Raw genomic sequence first — 17,184 nt, 5'->3', positions numbered from 1 at the left:
GTGACGTGGAAAACGCACAGCGCAGCCATTCTGGCAGGCGTCGTGGCTGCCGGTTCGATCGCGGCACTCGGGACCGGTGTGTCACATGCCGAAACGCATGCCAGCCCCATCCAATACGTCGCTCTCGGCGATTCCGCGGCGGCCGGCCCGCTGGTCGCCGAACAAGATTCATCGGCGCCGGGCTGCCTACGATCACTCGACAACTACCCTTCCGTGGTGGCGCAAAGACTCGACGCTCACCTCACGGATGTGACCTGCTCGTCGGCGCGATCCGCCAACGTCACGGACACCGCACAATCGACGTTCTCCGGTCAAGTACCGCCGCAGGAAACAGCATTGGGGCCCGATACCGACCTCGTCACCATCACAATCGGCGCCAACGACATCTCGTTGTTCCCGACAGTTCTGAGCTGCGTAAATCCTCTCCCCGAACCCACCGGAACGTCCTGCCGTGACAAGTTCACCGCAGGCGGCGTCGACCAACAGCGACAGTTGGTCGAAAATGCCTCCGCAGGTTGGAGTTCCATGCTCGAATCGGTTCGCGACCGGGCGCCCTCGGCGCGCATCGTCGTGATCGGATACGGAACATACATCGCCGCCGACGGGTGCCCCGGCACCCAGCCGTTCTGGCCGCGCGACGCCGACTATCTCCAGAGTGTGATCGACTACGGCAACACGGTCATGGCAGCAACGGCGGCCCGTCACGGCGTCGAGTACATCGACATCACCGAAGCCACTGCCGGGCATGACATCTGCACTGACCCTGCCACTGCTTACTACACCGGAATCGTCCCTACCCAGCCGGCGGTTCCACTGCATCCCACTGCGGCCGGGATGCAGGCGATCGGCAAAACCATCGCCGACGCTCTGTCCTGAGCCTCTCCCCCAACACAATTCATTCAGCACTCGCGAAAAGGGTGGAACAATCATGTCAATTCAACGAGACGCTCCGCCGCTGCCGTCCATCGACGGCGCCCCTGTCGGAACACGCGACAAACTTCTCGGCGGCACACTCGTCGCACTGTTTCTCGCAAACATGCTCAACTTCTTCGACCGGGCGATCCCCTCGGTCGTTGCCGAGCCGATCAAGAACGAGTTTTCGCTCAGCGACTTGCAATTGGGATTGATCACCTCTGCATTCACCCTCGTCTACGCAGTCGCAGGGCTGCCTCTGGGCCGGTTGGCCGACACGAAGAACCGTCCCAAGATCATCGGGATCGGACTCCTGGTGTGGAGCGGACTGACGGCAGCAACCGGTGCCGCCGGCAGCTATGTGCTGTTCATCCTCGCGCGTCTAGGCGTCGGCGTGGGCGAAGCGACCTTCACACCTGCAGCCAACTCGATGATCGGTGATATCTACCCGGCGGAACGACGCTCACGCGCACTTGGTGTCTTCATGCTCGGCTTGCCGATTGGCCTCATGCTCGCCTACTTCACCGTCGGCAAGATCGCCGAGGCATTCGACAGCTGGCGTGCACCGTTCTTCCTCGCGGCGATTCCCGGTGTCCTGCTGGCAGTCGTGCTCTACCGCATGGCAGATCCGGTTCGTGGAGGTTCCGAAAGTCCGGAGGCCCGCGCAGCCGCTGTTTCACAGGCACCGATCACCCGTCCGATCCGTCGTCTGCTCGCAATTCCCACGCTTCGTTGGCTCATCCTTGCCGGACTGACGTTCAACTTCGCCGCCTACGCAGTGAATTCGTTTGTCGTCCCGCTTCTGATGCGCCAGTACCACCTGAAACTGACTACTGCGGCATCGGTCACCGGCATCATCGTCGGAATCACGGGCCTGATCGGATTGCTTCTCGGCGCTCGCTACGCTGACAAGGCCAGCGCACGCTCACCGCGCGCACGGTTGATGATCGGTGTCGGAACCTCGGCATTGGCAGCACCTTTGACGGCACTGGCACTGTTGCAGCACGGCGGGAACGTCGTGATGTTCACGCTCTTGTTCTCGGCCGGGTGGTTGTTGGCCTACGGCTTCTACATCAGCGTCTACCCTGCCATTCACGACGTCGTGGTTCCCAGGCTCCGAGGCACTGCGACGGCGTTGTTCTTCGCTGCCATGTATCTTCTCGGCGGATTCTCGGGACCAGTTGCCGTGGGCGCGATTTCGGACTGGTTCGCCAAGCGCGCGCTTGCCGATGCCGGTACCGGGAAGTTGGCTCAGTACGCCGGCGACGGGTTGAACTCGGCCATGTATCTCGTGCCGATCATGTTGGCGCTCACTGCGGTATTCATCCACCTGGCCACTCGCACTGTCGGCAAGGACGCCGCGCGTATGCAAGCGGAGCTGAGCCAGGCCTGACCCAGGAGTTCACGGCGGTGGCGGAGCCCCGAGGCCCCGCCACCGCCGAGTTCAGTTGACCGTGATCGCCAGAGTTGCCAGCATGGACCGCAACATGTCCGGCAAGCGAGCGATCATTCTCTGCTCGGTTATCCGAACGGAGACGGGCGCTGCCAGCGTCGCTCGCCACAGTTCCGGTTGATTGTTCATCAGGTTGTTGTAGACCGGGAGCAGCTGACCGTTGATGTAGGTCCAACGACCGTCCCGGTCCGCCCAGTTGAAGTCCGGAAGCGGTGTTTGCACAACGGCATTGCCCACCGCGAACGAGAGCGGGTTCGACTCACGCGGCGGTACGACGCCAGGCATGGACGGTGATGCGGCGAAGGTGGTCAGGTAGGTCAACGAGCGTCCGACGCTGCCGCGGTAGGTCTTCGCCTCGTCCCACTGATCACCCACCGACTGGTACTGCTCACGGCGCAGCAGACGCACATTGCCGTCGAAGACCGACTCCGGTGTCCCCGAGGCAATGTTGTCCCACGCGATACGGGCGTTCTCGTCGAGCAGCCCTGCCCGATCGAGTTCGGCGATGCCGTCGACACCGTCGTGAACCCACGCCATGTGCATGGGAATCAGATCCGAGAAGATGTGTTTGCTCATCGCAATCACTTTCCCCTGGAACCACATCACGTCCTCGGGGCGGATGTCGTGGCCGACCTGGAGAAGCGCCGCAACGTCCTCGGGTGCTCCCATCGACGTTGCGACCGGCGACCCGATGCGGTCGATCTCTCGCCACACCAGTGCCATCGCTTCGCTGATCGCTTGGACTTCCAGCACAACCCGCCCGTAGTCCAAGTCGAGGAGTCCACCGGCAAAAGCGGGCCCGACCATTCCGCCCATGCCTGCCCACTGCAGTTCTTGATGCTCGAGCTGCAGTCGCTCGTAGAACTGGAAAGTGTTGGTGAGGTTTCCGAGATTCGCGTGCACACCGTCGAAGGGAGTCCACGAAGCGAGATCGATACCTGCCGACTCCGTCCCGACTGCGAGCCAGTACTGCTTGAGCAGTGTCTGATAGCGGTGCGGAGCCACTCCCGATGCTCGGGCGGTATCGACCAAACTCCGCAGCGTCGCGGAATCCGACGGCAGTGAAGGATGCAGACCCCCTGCGGCTTCGGCGTTTGCGTTCACCGCTTCCAGGTCGAGGTACCTGTCGAGTTCACCAGTACCCGCAGACGCCCGGCCTCCCAGTACGACCGCACCGCCGATGCCTGCCGAAGCGACGAGAACTGTGCGCGCGAAATCCCTGCGTGTCAAAGACTTCCGCATACTCATTTCCCTTCGGCCTCGTCGAACGTCTTCGCCAGCCAGGCGATGTCCTGCATACCCAGCTGATCGGTCACCGTCTTGTACAGGTTGGTCACGTAATCGAGCGGCCCGCACTGCGACGGGAGCAGGTCCACGTCGCCGCCGTCTGCTCGATATGTCTGCGCCAATTGCTCTGCCTCACTGAAGGGAACGAGGAAGTCGTCCTCACAGGAAGAAATCAGAAGCTTCGAAGCCGGCGCCTGCTTTCCCAACGTGTTGTCCGCGTACGCCGCGGCCAGTGCCGGGATCGTTCGGGGTGCCGGGTTGGTGAGCAGGACGTCGAAGGGAACGAACGGGAGTCCGAGGTAGAGCGCCTGGCAGGACGCGCGGAATGCTGCGGCGACGTTGTGACCGATCGGAGTGAGATGATCGTCGAGCCGAACGTCGGGGTAGCCCGCGTCGAATCCGAGAATGCTCGAGAAGACGAAGCCGGAACCGATCCCACCGGCCGCCGTCTCCTCGAATGTTGCCGGGTCGATCATCATCGCCTGGATGGCGCTGGCCTGTACGTTCAGTTCCGGCGCGTAGTCATGCGCCTGTTCTGCGGCAAAGCCCGCTGCGACACCGCCGCCGGCGACACCGTAGATGCCGACAGGGGTGTCTGATTCGAGACCGGCCTCCGGAAGCGCGAGTGCTGCCCGAACGCCGTCGAGCGTTGCCTTGCCCGAGAACTGTCCGATCGAGAACGGATGGGGAGCAGTGTCGCCGTCGTTGCCGACGTCGCTCATCATCACTGCCCAGCCGTGACCGAACATCTGGGCCACCGGGCCGAGAGCCGAGAACATCGCCGGGTCGCTCTGATTGCCGCCGGTCCACTGGTGACTTGGTGCGCAGTTCGCCCCCAGGCTGTCGTTCGCTTCGGCATATCCGATGATCTTGCGATCGCCTGGCGCAGTTCCGTCCTCGGGGATCATCAGAATTCCGGTACTGATCACCTGGCGACCGAAGTGATCAGTGGTTGTGTACATGAGTTGGTGAGCCGAGACCACGTCCGGGCGGACCTGGTAGACCTGAACACTGACCTGACGCGCTTTGAGAAGAGTTCCGGGGGCGGTGCCGGGCTCGATTTCGGGCTCGTCGAACCACGGATCGTCGGACGAGAGTCCGAGTGGCGTCAATTCGGTAGAGATATCAGCGCCTTGAAGTGCCTTCACGACCAACGGGTTGAACACGTCGGCCAGGTCGACGGTCTCCTGCGCACCAGCCGGCGACCCCACCGCAAACAAGGCCACTGCCAGGGCCGATGCCGTTCCGGCGCGCCATGACCACCGTCGCCACGTCGAGTCAAACATCGTTCACAGGTTCCTTACTTTCGGGTAATGAGCACCCCTACACTCCCATTCACCTGCATTAACAGACAAGTCGGGCACCGATCCGTTGGCCGAAAACCTCGATCGGGCTTAGGCTGACGGCACCTGTCCGGCAAGTCTGGCGTGGGAGGTTTGTCTGTGAGTGCTCCGACCCGTGTATCGCGAGCTACCGGCGATTCACCTCGCGCTCGACCGCGGCCGTCCAATATCACGTGCAAAATTCTGATGGCCGTGACGGGACTGATCTTCGCCGCTTTCGTGCTCGTCCACATGATCGGAAACCTGAAGGTCTACACCGGGGCCGATCACTTCGACGACTACGCACACTGGCTACGCACAGTGTTCGAACCCTTCCTGCCATACGAGGGACTTCTGTGGATTCTTCGCATCGTCCTGCTCGCGTCATTGGTCGCACACGTCTGGTGCGCCTGGTTGCTCACCGTCCGTGGCCGCCGAGCTCGAGGGAAGTTTCGACGTAAAGGCTTGGGAATCAAGTCCTTTACCGCGCGCACAATGCCCGTCACCGGAGCAGTGCTGCTGCTGTTCGTCATCTTCCACATACTCGACCTCACGACCGGAACCCGACCCATCGGCAGCGCCGAGTACGAAGCAGCCACGCGCACGCAGAGTTACGCATACGACAACCTGATCGCCAGCTTCGAGCGTCCACTGGTGGCGTCGTTCTACATCGTCGCGATGGCTCTGCTGGCAATGCATCTCGCGCACGGACTCTGGAGTGCGGTCAACGATCTCGGCGTGACCGGCCAACGGCTGCGCCAGATTGCCGTTGCACTCTCCGGAATCTTTGCGCTCGTCGTGATGGTCGGAAACATGTCGATCCCCATCGCGGTGATGACCGGCGTCATCTCGAAGACAGGAGCGTCATAAGTGAACAGCTTCGAACTCGACGATCTGCGCAGCATCGGGACGCCGGTGGACGGTAAGGTCCCGGCCGGCGATCCGGAGACAGCCTGGCCCACTCGCAAACTCGACTACAAGCTCGTCAGCCCGCTCAACCGGCGCAAGTTCACGGTCATCGTCGTCGGTACCGGACTCGCCGGCGCGGCCTGCGCCGCCTCACTTGGTGAACTGGGCTACCACGTCGAATCCTTCACCTTCCACGATGCACCGCGCCGTGCACACAGCGTCGCCGCGCAGGGCGGCATCAACGCCGCTCGTGCCCGAAAGGTGGACAACGACAGTCTCGCCCGCTTCGTGAAGGACACCGTCAAGGGCGGCGATTTCCGCGGCCGCGAGGCCGACTGCTTCCGACTCGCAGAGGAATCCGTACGCGTCATCGATCACATGAATGCCATCGGAGCACCGTTCGCCCGTGAGTACGGCGGCACTCTCGCTACCCGATCCTTCGGCGGCGTACAGGTGTCGCGCACGTACTACACGCGCGGGCAGACAGGCCAGCAGTTGCAGATAGCGTCGTCGCAGGCACTGCAACGTCAGATCGCAGCCGGAACGGTCAACCTCCACACCCGAACCGAGATGCTCGATCTCATCGTTTCGGACGGCCGAGCACAAGGGATAGTCACACGCGATCTCGTGACCGGTGAGATCGGCGCCACCACAGGCCATGCCGTCGCACTGGCCTCCGGTGGGTACGGCACCGTGTTCCACAAGTCCACACTTGCGAAGAACTCCAACGCCACCGCCGCATGGCGAGCGCACCGACGCGGCGCGCTGATTGCCTCACCCTCGTTCATCCAATTCCATCCGACGGCACTTCCCGTCAACTCCGAGTGGCAGTCGAAAACCATTCTGATGAGCGAATCACTACGCAACGACGGCCGGATCTGGGTACCGGCCAAGCCCGGAGACGATCGCGAACCAGGCGACATTCCCGAAAATGAGCGCGACTACTACCTCGAGCGCAAATATCCGGCGTTCGGGAACCTCTCTCCCCGCGACGTCTCTTCACGGGCCGCCCGCGAGCAAATCGACTCCGGTCACGGCGTCGGCCCTCTGAAAAACAGTGTGTACCTTGATTTCCGCGACGCATTGGCACGGCTCGGCCGCAAGACCATCGAGGAGAGATACGGAAATCTGTTCTCGATGTATCGCGACGCCACCAGCGAAGACCCCTATACGGTGCCGATGCGCATCGCCCCCGGAGCCCACTTCACCATGGGAGGACTGTGGAACGACTACGACCAGATGACTTCCATCCCCGGCTTGTTCGTCGGTGGTGAGGCAGGGTGGGGATACCACGGGGCCAACCGCCTCGGCGCCAATTCGTTGCTCTCGGCCTGCGTCGACGGCTGGTTCACCCTCCCGTACGCGATTCCGAATTATCTTGCGCCGCTGCTCGGATCAGCACCTCTCGAACTTTCCGATCCCGCTGTGACGGCAACGCTCAGTGACGTGAGCGGTCGGGTGGACCTGCTGCTCTCGGTCGGCGGAACACACGGCCCCGACAGGTTTCATCGACAACTGGGCGAGATCCTCTATGCGGGTTGCGGTGTCACCCGAACGGCCGAAGGCTTGACCAAGGCCATCTCCGAAATCCGAGCATTACGAGGCGATTTCTGGTCGAACCTACGAGTCGCCGGCAGCGGAAACCAGTTCAACCAGGAGCTGGAAAGGGCCGGCAGGGTAGCCGATTTCCTCGAACTCGCCGAACTGATGTGCGTCGATGCTCTCGATCGTGACGAGTCCTGTGGAGCGCACTTTCGGGCCGAACATCAAACTCCCGACGGCGAAGCACAGCGAAACGATCAAGACTGGTGCTTCGTCTCCGCGTGGGAAACCGCCAAGGACGGCAGACACATTCGACACGACGAGCCGTTGTCCTTCACCGCTGTTCCACTGCAGACGAGGAACTACGTATGAAAATCACCGTGGACGTGTGGCGCCAATCCGGACCGGAGTCGTCCGGTGCATTCGACACCTACCAAGTAAACGACGCGACAGTGGAGATGTCACTGCTGGAACTTCTCGACCGACTCAACGACCAACTCGTGGAGAGCGGTAACGAACCCATCGCCTTCGATTCCGACTGCCGAGAAGGGATCTGTGGGTCCTGCGGCATCACGGTCGACGACGTTCCCCATGGGCCGGTTGCGAACACTCCCACGTGCCGTCAGCACCTGCGTAGCTTCTCCGACGGTGACCGAATCAAACTGGAACCGTTCCGCTCCGCCGCTTTTCCGGTGGTCCGCGACCTCGTGGTCGATCGTTCGGCTCTCGACCGGGTCCTCGAAGCCGGTGGCTATGTATCGGTCAATGCGGGAACTGCACCGGACGCGGACAGTCAGCCACTCTCGCATCAAAGTGCCGAAGCTGCACTGGACTTCGCCGCGTGCATCGGCTGCGGCGCTTGCGTGGCAGCCTGCCCCAACGGTGCCGCGCACCTCTTCACCGGGTCCAAACTGACCCACCTGTCCCTCGTCACGCAGGGCCGCAACGAACGTGGCAAGCGGGCCCGAGCGATGTCGCACCAGATGGAGGCCGATTTCGGGCCGTGCTCGACCTACGGTGAATGTGCAGAGGTGTGTCCCGCGGAGATACCGCTGACCGCGATTGCCGCTGTCAACAAGGAATCGATGCGATTCGGATTGCGGCGCAAGGACAACTGATCGTCACCAGGCGCCGATCAGCTTCATCCACGCGCCGCCGATGATCGTCCAGATCAGGATGATCACGACGCTCATCACGAAACCGATTCGGAACCATTCCGAGGTCTTGATGTATCCGGAACCGTAAATCACTCCGGCCGGACCGGACGCGTAGTGCGAGATACCGCCGAACAGGCTGCCGATGAAGCCGAATACCAGGGCTGAGAACAGCGGCGGTGCACCGGTTGCCACCGCCGCGCCGAGAAACACCGCGTACATCGCGACGATCTGCGCGGTGTTCGACGCAAACAGATAGTGCGCGTAGAAGTACACCAAGGTCAGGATCGCAAAAGCCCAGATCCACGGCAAACCGTCGACACTCGAGGAGACCTGGGTTCCGATCCACGAGATCACGCCGAGTTCTTCGAGATGGCTTGCCATACCGACCAGAACGGCAAAGAACACGAGCGTCTGCCACGCCCCGGTGTCGTGGACCAGGTTGTTCCACGTCAGCACCTTGGTCACCAACAGGATGCCGATTCCGACAAATGCTGTTGTAGTGGCATTGACGTTGAGCTGCGAGCCCAGGCACCAGAGCACCAGCAGCAGAACGAAGGTGGCGGCCATGATCTTCTCGTTGCGGCTGATCGGACCTGCCTTGCGCAGTTCCTCCCTGGCTTGCTCAGGCGCTTTCGGAGTCTTCAACATCGTGGGCGGGAAGATCTTCGACATCACCCACGGGATCGCGATGAGACTCGCAATTCCCGGAACCGATGCTGCCAGCGCCCATTTGCCCCACGAGATGTCGATGCCGATCTTGGCAGCCGCATCGACGGCGACGGGGTTACCCGCCATGGCGGTGATGAACATCGCGGAGGTCACGACGTTGACTTGCAGCGACGTGAGCAGCAGATATGCTCCGAGCTTCTTGCGAGAGTCCTCGGGCTCGGGATTGGAGTCCTCCAACTTGCTCAGTGAGACGATGATCGGATAGACGACGCCACCGGCGCGGGCGGTGTTCGACGGTGTCGCCGGAGCAAGTATCAAGTCCGTCAACGCCATTCCGTACGACAATCCGAGGCTCGACTTGCCGAGTTTGGTCACGAACATGAGTGCAACCCGTTTGCCGAGCCCCGTGACCAGAAAGCCCTCGGCGATGAAGAACGACGCGACGATCAGCCAGATCGTGGTGTTACTGAAGCCGGACAACGCTTCTGTCGGCGTCTCCGTCTGGGTGATCATGGCGATCGACAGGCCCACCAGCGCCACCGAACCCGTCGGCAGTGGTTGCAAAATCAACGCCACGATGGTGCCGACGAAGATTCCGAGCATGTGCATGCCCTTGGGGTCCACACCGTCCGGAACCGGCATGAAATAGATGATCAAGCCGAGGATGACGGGCACCGCAGCCGGGTAGTACCGCCGCAGCACGGATTGTTTCGGTGACTCCGTCGGCGGAGTCTTTGCCGGCGGTGTCTTTGCCGGCGGTGTCGTTCCAGCGAGAGACTCGGTGCTTTCGGATTTGGCCTCGGACATGTACATCTCCTCGACTTCTCGCCCCAGGTGATCGCCCCAGATCATTGTCCCCCAAACGTCCGGTTTTCGTGCGGTCAATCGAAGGTCGAGAGAATGCCCTCCTGCGGTATCCGATTCTCTGGATTCCGCAGGAGGGCTCATCCCGGGGCGCAGACAGCGGCCCGGGGCGCGACACATCTCCCTCATAAGGGTGCGCCAATCGATCAACAGGAGGCGCCGGCGTGCCGCAAGCTTGAATCTCGAAGAGATCCTGTTTCGGTGTTGTTTCAGCATGCCAATCGGTGCTCGTCTGCACATGGGTCGAATGGCCTGTTCAACTACCTGTTTCCGCTCAGCACCGAGTACACCGACGTTTTGTGTCGGTCCACAAAACAGGTATGTAACCGGGTAATTGAGCCGTTGTCGGCAAGCGTGTGAGACCGCGAATCTAGTCACGCCTCCGAACTGCAATCTGGAGACGAGACCTTCACAGTCTGTCCACCTCAATCACATTTCAGCACTGACGATTTCGTCTACCGCGATATGCAGCAGAACACTCGAGCCGCACGCCGAGCCGAGATCGCTGTCCCGTCAGACCGATCAAGGAAAATATCATGGGAAACCACCGGAAAAACAAACGTTCTCACACCAAACGATTCGTCACGATAGCCGCCGGAGCAGGCGTTCTGACAATTGGCGGCGCAATCGTCAACACCGGCGTAGCCAGTGCGCACGACTGGTCGCAGGTGGCCATGTGCGAGAGTTCCGGCGACTGGAACATCAACACCGGCAACGGCTTCTACGGCGGACTTCAATTCACGCAGTCGACGTGGGATGCATACAAACCGGCAGGTGCACCGACTCGCGCCGACTTGGCGTCGACAGCCGATCAAGTCGCGGCCGCGGAAGCAACCCTCTCAGCTCAAGGCATCGGCGCGTGGCCGGTATGCGGCGCTTACCTAGGTTGGGGCGGCACCACCCCTGATTCGACAACCTCGGCTCGATCGTCGGTAGGTTCAGCGGGCGACACGGTGACAGTCTCCGAGGGCGATACGTTGTTCAACCTTGCTGCTGCGAAAGGTATTCGTTGGCAGGATGTTTGGGTCATGAATGCGTGGATCGCCGATCCCGACCAGATCCGTGTGGGTGATGTGATCCGATTCTGAAGCAAATCGGCCGACAAAGTAGACCCTCGAATCGAGAACGTCGGTATCGGGCCGCCGACTGGTTGCGCCATCTATTGTCGGGAATGTGACGGAATCCGACGCCCACGAAGACTCGACTGAATCGACGACGGCTGATCACCCGAGAAAACGTCCACTGTGGCGTGAGATTCTCATCCTCGTTGTCGTCGCACTTGTCCTGAGTGTTGTCATCCAGAACTTCGTCGGACGCATATTTCTGATCCCGTCGGAGTCCATGGAACCGACGCTTCACGGATGCACCGGCTGCGCGGGAGACAAGATTTTCGTCGACAGAATCAGCTATAGATTCGGGGATCCACAGCCTGGGGATGTGGTCGTGTTCAAGGGACCCGAATCCTGGAACGACGAGTATCAATCCATTCGATCGGACAACTCGGTGGTCCGGGCACTTCAAGGACTCGGATCCATGGTCGGTTTGGTCCCGCCGGACGAGAACGATCTCGTGAAGCGGGTAGTCGCGGTCGGTGGGCAAACCGTGCAGTGCCTGTCCGAGGAAGAGGGGCTTCGAGTGAACGACAAGCCGCTGACCGAGCCGTACATCGACAATCGCATCTCAGGTAACGGTATCCCCTGTCAGGGAATATATTTCGGTCCGATTACCGTTCCGGACGGGAACCTGTGGGTGATGGGTGACAATCGCGGCAACTCCAAAGACTCACGATTCCATATCAAGGACGAACTGAGCGGAACGGTGCCGATCGACAATGTCATCGGCAAGGTTCAATTGATCGTCCTTCCCTTCTCGCGGTGGGGCACCGTGGGCTCGTTCGATCCGCAGTGACAGATCGAATCAGCCAGTTAGCCCGCATCTTCGGACGGCACAGTCGACATGACTCCGCTTTCGGACGATCATCGAGCACATCTGTTGCCGAGGGTAGGAGAACCACATGCGTGCACGACGGATCACCGCCAATCTCAAAGTCGCCGATGTCGGAGCCGCCAAGAATTTCTACTCCGACTATCTCGGCCTGAGCACCGAAGAGTTCAACATGGGGTGGGTCGCTCGCTACACCTCTCCCGACACCGGCGCGAACGTACAACTCGTCACGCACGACGCCACTGCAGCCGAGGACTCGGTCATCTCCGTCCACACGGACGACGTCGACGGCGCCTACGAAGAGGCCCGAAGACTCGGCTACGAAATCGTGCACCCCATTACGACCGAAGAGTGGGGTGTTCGCCGATTCCTCGTCCGGGCGCCCGACGGCAACGTCGTCAACATCGTGCGACACCGGGACTGAGCACTGGAAAGACCCCATTCGACGTTTTAGGTCATTTGACCTAGAGTTGAGTGCATGACCGATTCATTGCAGTATTCAGCCGACGGCCCGATCCTCGTGGCAGGCGGATACGGAACCGTGGGCAGCGCCCTGACCGCCTTGCTCGCCCCCGACTTCCCACTACTCCTCACCGGACGCACCCCCGAGCGCGGCAACGAACTGGCCAGCCGTCACGGCGCTTCCGTTCGCCGCTGGGACCTCCTCGACCCGACGCCCTTCGACGCGTCCGTACGCGCGGTCGTGTCGACGGTCAACGATCCCCACGATCGTGTCCTGTCCGCCGCCGTCGAGGCCGGAATTCCCTACGTGGACATCACCCGCTGGACAACCCGCGTCGCTCGCGCCGCCACTCTGGCGGGTCAGAAGTCGCCGAGCGCACCGGTGTACCTGTCGTCTGGATGGATGGGCGGAGTCACCAATATCGTCGCCGCAGCGCTGGCCGAGGAACTAGGTGGCGCGAGCACGATCGACGTCTCGATTCGCTACGACGTCAACGACATTGCCGGGCTCGACTCCGTCGACTTCATTGATCGTCTCGGCCAGGATTTCGAGGTGATGCAGCAAGGAAACCCGATCACCGTCAGCCCGTTGACGGATACACGCTGGGTCGACTTCCCCGGATCGCGCACCAAGGTCGGAAGAATCGACACTCCGGAACAATTCACGTTCCCCATGACCCTGGGCGCCGAAACTGCCAGCACTCGAATAGGTTTCAGTTCGCATGCATCCACAACTGCGCTGCTCGCCGCCAAGAAGGTAGGTCTGTTCCGTTGGGGTCGCGGCGACCGCTTCACACCGCTACGACGCGGACTCCTGTACTCGCCTGGCAAGGGCGGGAGCGCGCAAGTACGCATCGACGTCACCGGCCCGAGCGGCACGACAAGCGCAACAATCGTCGACCCGCAGGGCCAAGCTCACCTCACCGCGGTGGGCGGCGCGCTTGCCGTCAGACAAGCCTTGGCGGACGATGCCCAGCCTGGAGTCACTTTCCCCGAGTCGCTTCCGAACCCGCGCCGCACCGTCTCCGAGTTGGAGAGCTTCGGGGTGGCAGTATTGCGGGCATGACCCCCTCCAAGGGCGCCGCCCGCGCGGAAGCACTTCTCGACGCAGCAGAACAGGTCCTCGCCACGCAGGGCAATGCCAACTCGGCGATGCGCGATTTCGCAGCCGCAGCCGGAGTGCGGGTGGGGCACCTGCAGCACTACTACCCCACCCGTGCAGATCTCATCCGCGCAGTCATGTCACGGGCATTGACCCGCTCACTGGATCGCCTTGCCGTCGTCACGGATACGGATCAGAGTCTTTCCCGTGAGGAATCCGAACACTTCATCGGAGTCCTGCTCGGAGAACAGGACGACCAGGCCACAGTGCGTCTGTACGTCGAAGTATGGGCGATTGCGGCAGCGGACCAAGAAGTGGCGGTCGTGGTTCGAGACTTCTACGCGCAGTACATCGCACACGTAGAGCGCGCTGTTGCGTGTGCACAACCGGATCTGGATGCGGCGGACCTGGGCGCGGCAGCGCAGACCATCGTGAGCCTGCTCGAGGGTTCCGCAATTCTCCGATCGGGAATCACCGGCCGAAAGTCCGAGGCTTCGGACCGAAAGCTCGTGGACACACTGCAGTACCTGATTCACGGGTCCTGACTCGGACGTATCGTAAAGCCCATGAGCGTTGCAAACGAATGGAGCCGAATCGAAGCGTGGTGCCGTACACACGCACCGGTGACGGCTGCAGCGTTTCAGCCAGGGCTCGGTGACGCCGTTATCGAGGAATTCGAAGCGTCGACCGGCGTCACGTGGCCCCAGGAACTTCGCGAGCTGTATCGGGTGCACAACGGCAGCCTGACCCACGACGACCGGACCGGGCTCTTTCTCGGCAGCGTGCTTCCCGACAAGTTCTTCTACCCCATCGACGTCGCAACCGAAGTTCGTCTCACTCTGCTCGAAACGTGGGACGAGACGATCTACGAGAATCCGGACCTCTACGCCGAGGACGAGATGGATCGACACGATCAACGCGACGCAGGCACTGCCGCAACCATGTTCATCCCCTCGTTCCTTCCCTTTGCCGGACTGGACGAGTACCACTACTTCGTGGACACACGAAACGGCGCACTCCATCATTGTGTGACCGAGTATGCGTCGGACGCCACTGACAACGGCGGTCCGATCTGGGCGTCCATCTCGGTCATGTTGGGCGCCCATGCCGCAGCGCTGGAAACAGGATCCACGATCGGAGTGTGGAAACCCGTTGTCAGCAAGGGTGTTCTGGAATGGGAAGTCGACGCATGACACCCAAGCAGGATCCGACCCGTCGCACCCTCGCCGACGGGCGTCAGATCTTCTACTTCGACGATGCCGGCCGTACCCGCGCCCACTCTGCGCGAGATTCCCGCGAATTGCCGGCTCTCGACCACTCGTCTCGGATGAGGTTCGACGTTCTCACCGGGGAGTGGATCACCATGGCTTCGCATCGCATGACACGGACACATCTCCCCTCCGCCGCCGAATGTCCATTGTGCCCGACCAACGAAACACGCACGCCCACAGAGATACCCGACGGAGACTACGACGTCGCGGTGTTCGAGAATCGGTTTCCGAGCTTTGCCGCGGCGCCCGAGGAAGCCATTGACGGTCCCGGAGACGGTGTGGGCGATCGCCCAGCTGTCGGCCACTGCGAAGTGATGTGTTTCTCGAGCGATCACACGGCGTCCGTCGCCGAGCTTCCACTCGAACGCATGCGTACGATTGTGGGTGCATGGATTTCTCGGACCGAAGAGTTGTCGGCGGATCCGGTTGTGGAACAGGTGTTCTGCTTCGAGAACCGCGGCGAAGAAATCGGGGTGACACTCACCCATCCACACGGACAGATCTACGCATACCCGTATGTCACGTCACGCACCCGATCGATGTTGACGCAGGCGGACAAACACTTCGAGCGCACCGGTCGCTCACTGCTCGCCGATGTTCTGGCGTTCGAGCGCGAGGACGGGACCCGGTTGATCTACGACGGCGACCACTGGAGCGCCTACGTCCCGACCGCCGCACGATGGCCCATCGAGATTCACCTGGCACCGCACCGAGACGTCCCGGACCTTCCCTCGTTGAACGACCAAGAGCGCGAAGAGCTTGCGGTCGTTTACCAAGATCTCCTGCGCCGTATCGATCGCTTCTATCCGGGCGTCGATCGGGTACCGTACATCGCGGCCTGGCACCAAGCTCCCGTCCGCATCGACCGACCTCTGGGTCGACTGCATCTTCAGCTGTTCTCGATCTTGCGCGCACCAGGCAAGCTCAAATACCTCGCCGGGTCCGAGTCCGCCATGGGCGCCTGGGTGAACGACACCATTCCCGAGGCAGTCGCGGCCCGCCTACGGGAGTTGAAATAGTGGATACCGTCTCGAAACCATCTATGCTCCAACAGTTTCGCGACGCCTATGGCTATCCGGCAACCGGAGCCTGGGCGGCACCCGGTCGAGTCAACCTGATCGGTGAACACACGGACTACAACGGTGGATTGTGCCTACCGGTCGCTCTCGAGCAGCGAACGCTGGTTGCCGTCGCACTGCGCACCGACGGGGACGTCCGCGTGCACAGTCGGCAATCCGACGAGACATACACCGGGCCCATCGGCGACATAGCAGCAGGATGGGCCGCCTACCCCACAGCCGTTCTGTGGTCTCTTGCGCGCCGAGGCCTCCCGCTCGGAGGAATCGATCTGGCAGTCGACTCGTCGGTACCGGTCGGGGCCGGGCTGTCGAGTTCCGCTGCCCTCACCTGTTCGGTTGCGTTGGCCGTCAATGAACTTCACGATTCACCATTCACCCGCGATGAACTGGTACAGGTGTGCATCCAGGCGGAGAACGACGGCGTCGGCGCACCGACCGGTGGGATGGATCAAAACATTGCCCTCTTTGCCCGACCCTCGACTGCGCTCCTGTTGGACTGCCTGGACGGATCCACCGAACCCATCCCTTTCGAACTCCACGGTGCGGGGTACGAACTGATCGTCATCGACACTCGGGTCAAACACTCGCTCGCAGACGGACAGTACGGGTTGCGACGCTCTCAATGCGTCGATGCAGCAGCAGCTATCGGCGTCGGCAGCTTGCGAGAGGCTTCTGCGGACCAAGCCGAGACAGTGCGAGACCCGATCCTCCGGGCGCGGGCACGGCACGTTGTGACCGAGATCGAACGGACACGGAAGACCGCAGAGCTTCTGCGCAGCAACAGATTCAGCGACGTCGGCGAGCTGTTTGACAACTCCCACGCGTCGTTGCGCGACGACTTCGAGGTCTCGTGTGAAGAACTCGACGTCGCCGTTGCCGCAGCACGACGCGGCGGCGCGATCGGTGCGCGGATGACCGGCGGCGGATTCGGAGGTTCGGCCATCGCATTGGTTCCGGAAGGAAGTCATGCGGAGGTCATCGCGTCGGTGAGCCGCGACTTTGCGGCGCGAGGTTGGCGAGCACCCCACTTTCTCGGCGTCGTTGCCGGGGGTTCGGCCGCCCGACTCTGAGCGAACGGCACGTTCAGCGCACTGGAGGCGCCGAACGTACCGTTCGCCCTGGTTGGGACCCCTCGAGATCCCCCTCACATAAATAGTCATCTCAGATGCGAATTATGTAGGTTCAGATCATGCAACTGACGCAGTTCACCG

16 protein-coding genes are annotated in these 17,184 nt (G+C 61.7%); 13 read left to right on the top strand and 3 right to left on the bottom strand.

Annotated elements, in window-relative coordinates; genetic code table 11:
• Both B0E55_RS12410 and B0E55_RS12405 read left to right on the top strand, forming a co-directional pair.
• Complete coding sequence (locus B0E55_RS12410) at positions 1-876, top strand: SGNH/GDSL hydrolase family protein (RefSeq protein WP_080909801.1); 876 nt, start codon at positions 1-3, stop codon at positions 874-876.
• Positions 877-928: 52 nt separating this feature from the next.
• A complete protein-coding gene (locus B0E55_RS12405) occupies positions 929-2,305 on the top strand; it encodes a spinster family MFS transporter (protein ID WP_080909800.1) in 1,377 nt (458 codons plus the stop codon).
• Positions 2,306-2,356: 51 nt separating this feature from the next.
• Here the strand turns inward: B0E55_RS12405 and B0E55_RS12400 are convergent, their stop codons facing one another.
• Positions 2,357-3,607 (bottom strand): Tat pathway signal protein, encoded by a 1,251-nt coding sequence (locus B0E55_RS12400; protein ID WP_241896057.1) that lies wholly within the window; start codon positions 3,605-3,607, stop codon positions 2,357-2,359.
• A 2-nt stretch (positions 3,608-3,609) separates the two neighbouring features.
• Positions 3,610-4,938 carry a lipase family protein gene (locus B0E55_RS12395; protein WP_021331733.1) on the bottom strand — a complete coding sequence of 443 codons (1,329 nt, stop codon included), beginning with the start codon at positions 4,936-4,938 and terminating at the stop codon, positions 3,610-3,612.
• A gap of 156 nt (positions 4,939-5,094) precedes the next feature.
• On the opposite strand from B0E55_RS12395, the gene B0E55_RS12390 reads away from it, so the two are divergent.
• From B0E55_RS12390 to B0E55_RS12380, 3 genes are read left to right on the top strand one after another with little or no spacing between them, the layout of a single operon-like run.
• Complete coding sequence (locus tag B0E55_RS12390) at positions 5,095-5,844, top strand: succinate dehydrogenase cytochrome b subunit (RefSeq protein ID WP_041816310.1); 750 nt, start codon at positions 5,095-5,097, stop codon at positions 5,842-5,844.
• The gene (locus B0E55_RS12385; protein ID WP_080909798.1) at positions 5,845-7,797 is read left to right on the top strand and encodes a fumarate reductase/succinate dehydrogenase flavoprotein subunit; all 1,953 of its coding nucleotides are present in this window, start codon (positions 5,845-5,847) and stop codon (positions 7,795-7,797) included.
• Positions 7,794-8,543 (top strand): succinate dehydrogenase/fumarate reductase iron-sulfur subunit, encoded by a 750-nt coding sequence (locus B0E55_RS12380; protein ID WP_047888993.1) that lies wholly within the window; start codon positions 7,794-7,796, stop codon positions 8,541-8,543. Before B0E55_RS12385 ends, B0E55_RS12380 begins: the two co-directional genes overlap by 4 nt.
• Positions 8,544-8,546: 3 nt before the next feature.
• Here B0E55_RS12380 and B0E55_RS12375 read toward each other — a convergent pair whose 3' ends face one another.
• A complete protein-coding gene (locus B0E55_RS12375; RefSeq protein WP_080909930.1) occupies positions 8,547-10,058 on the bottom strand; it encodes an anion permease in 1,512 nt (503 codons plus the stop codon).
• 593 nt (positions 10,059-10,651) lie between these two features.
• Between B0E55_RS12375 and B0E55_RS12370 the strand changes: the two genes are divergently transcribed.
• The 8 genes from B0E55_RS12370 (at position 10,652) to galK (ending at position 17,043) form a co-directional block, all read left to right on the top strand.
• A complete protein-coding gene (locus tag B0E55_RS12370) occupies positions 10,652-11,203 on the top strand; it encodes a LysM peptidoglycan-binding domain-containing protein (RefSeq protein WP_070795528.1) in 552 nt (183 codons plus the stop codon).
• Positions 11,204-11,288: 85 nt separating this feature from the next.
• Positions 11,289-12,023, top strand: a complete 735-nt coding sequence (gene lepB, locus B0E55_RS12365; protein ID WP_080909797.1) for a signal peptidase I — start codon at positions 11,289-11,291, stop codon at positions 12,021-12,023.
• Positions 12,024-12,129: 106 nt separating this feature from the next.
• Positions 12,130-12,483, top strand: coding sequence for a VOC family protein (locus B0E55_RS12360; RefSeq protein WP_020909467.1), 354 nt, complete (start codon positions 12,130-12,132; stop codon positions 12,481-12,483).
• A gap of 54 nt (positions 12,484-12,537) precedes the next feature.
• A complete protein-coding gene (locus B0E55_RS12355) occupies positions 12,538-13,587 on the top strand; it encodes a saccharopine dehydrogenase family protein (protein WP_070795525.1) in 1,050 nt (349 codons plus the stop codon).
• Complete coding sequence (locus B0E55_RS12350) at positions 13,584-14,168, top strand: TetR/AcrR family transcriptional regulator (RefSeq protein WP_019745748.1); 585 nt, start codon at positions 13,584-13,586, stop codon at positions 14,166-14,168. Before B0E55_RS12355 ends, B0E55_RS12350 begins: the two co-directional genes overlap by 4 nt.
• 21 nt (positions 14,169-14,189) lie before the next feature.
• A complete protein-coding gene (locus B0E55_RS12345) occupies positions 14,190-14,816 on the top strand; it encodes an SMI1/KNR4 family protein (RefSeq protein WP_042953173.1) in 627 nt (208 codons plus the stop codon).
• A complete protein-coding gene (gene galT, locus B0E55_RS12340) occupies positions 14,813-15,913 on the top strand; it encodes a galactose-1-phosphate uridylyltransferase (RefSeq protein WP_080909796.1) in 1,101 nt (366 codons plus the stop codon). The genes B0E55_RS12345 and galT overlap by 4 nt, the downstream gene beginning before the upstream one ends.
• Positions 15,913-17,043 carry a galactokinase gene (galK, locus tag B0E55_RS12335; RefSeq protein ID WP_080909795.1) on the top strand — a complete coding sequence of 377 codons (1,131 nt, stop codon included), beginning with the start codon at positions 15,913-15,915 and terminating at the stop codon, positions 17,041-17,043. The genes galT and galK overlap by 1 nt, the downstream gene beginning before the upstream one ends.
• Positions 17,044-17,184 lie beyond the last annotated feature (141 nt).

It is taken from the genome of Rhodococcus sp. 66b (genome assembly GCF_002076325.1).
GTDB classification, from domain to species: Bacteria; Actinomycetota; Actinomycetes; order Mycobacteriales; family Mycobacteriaceae; genus Rhodococcus_F; species Rhodococcus_F erythropolis.
The sequence above is the reverse complement of the archived record's forward strand: the minus strand, read 5'-3'. Positions and strand labels throughout refer to the sequence as shown.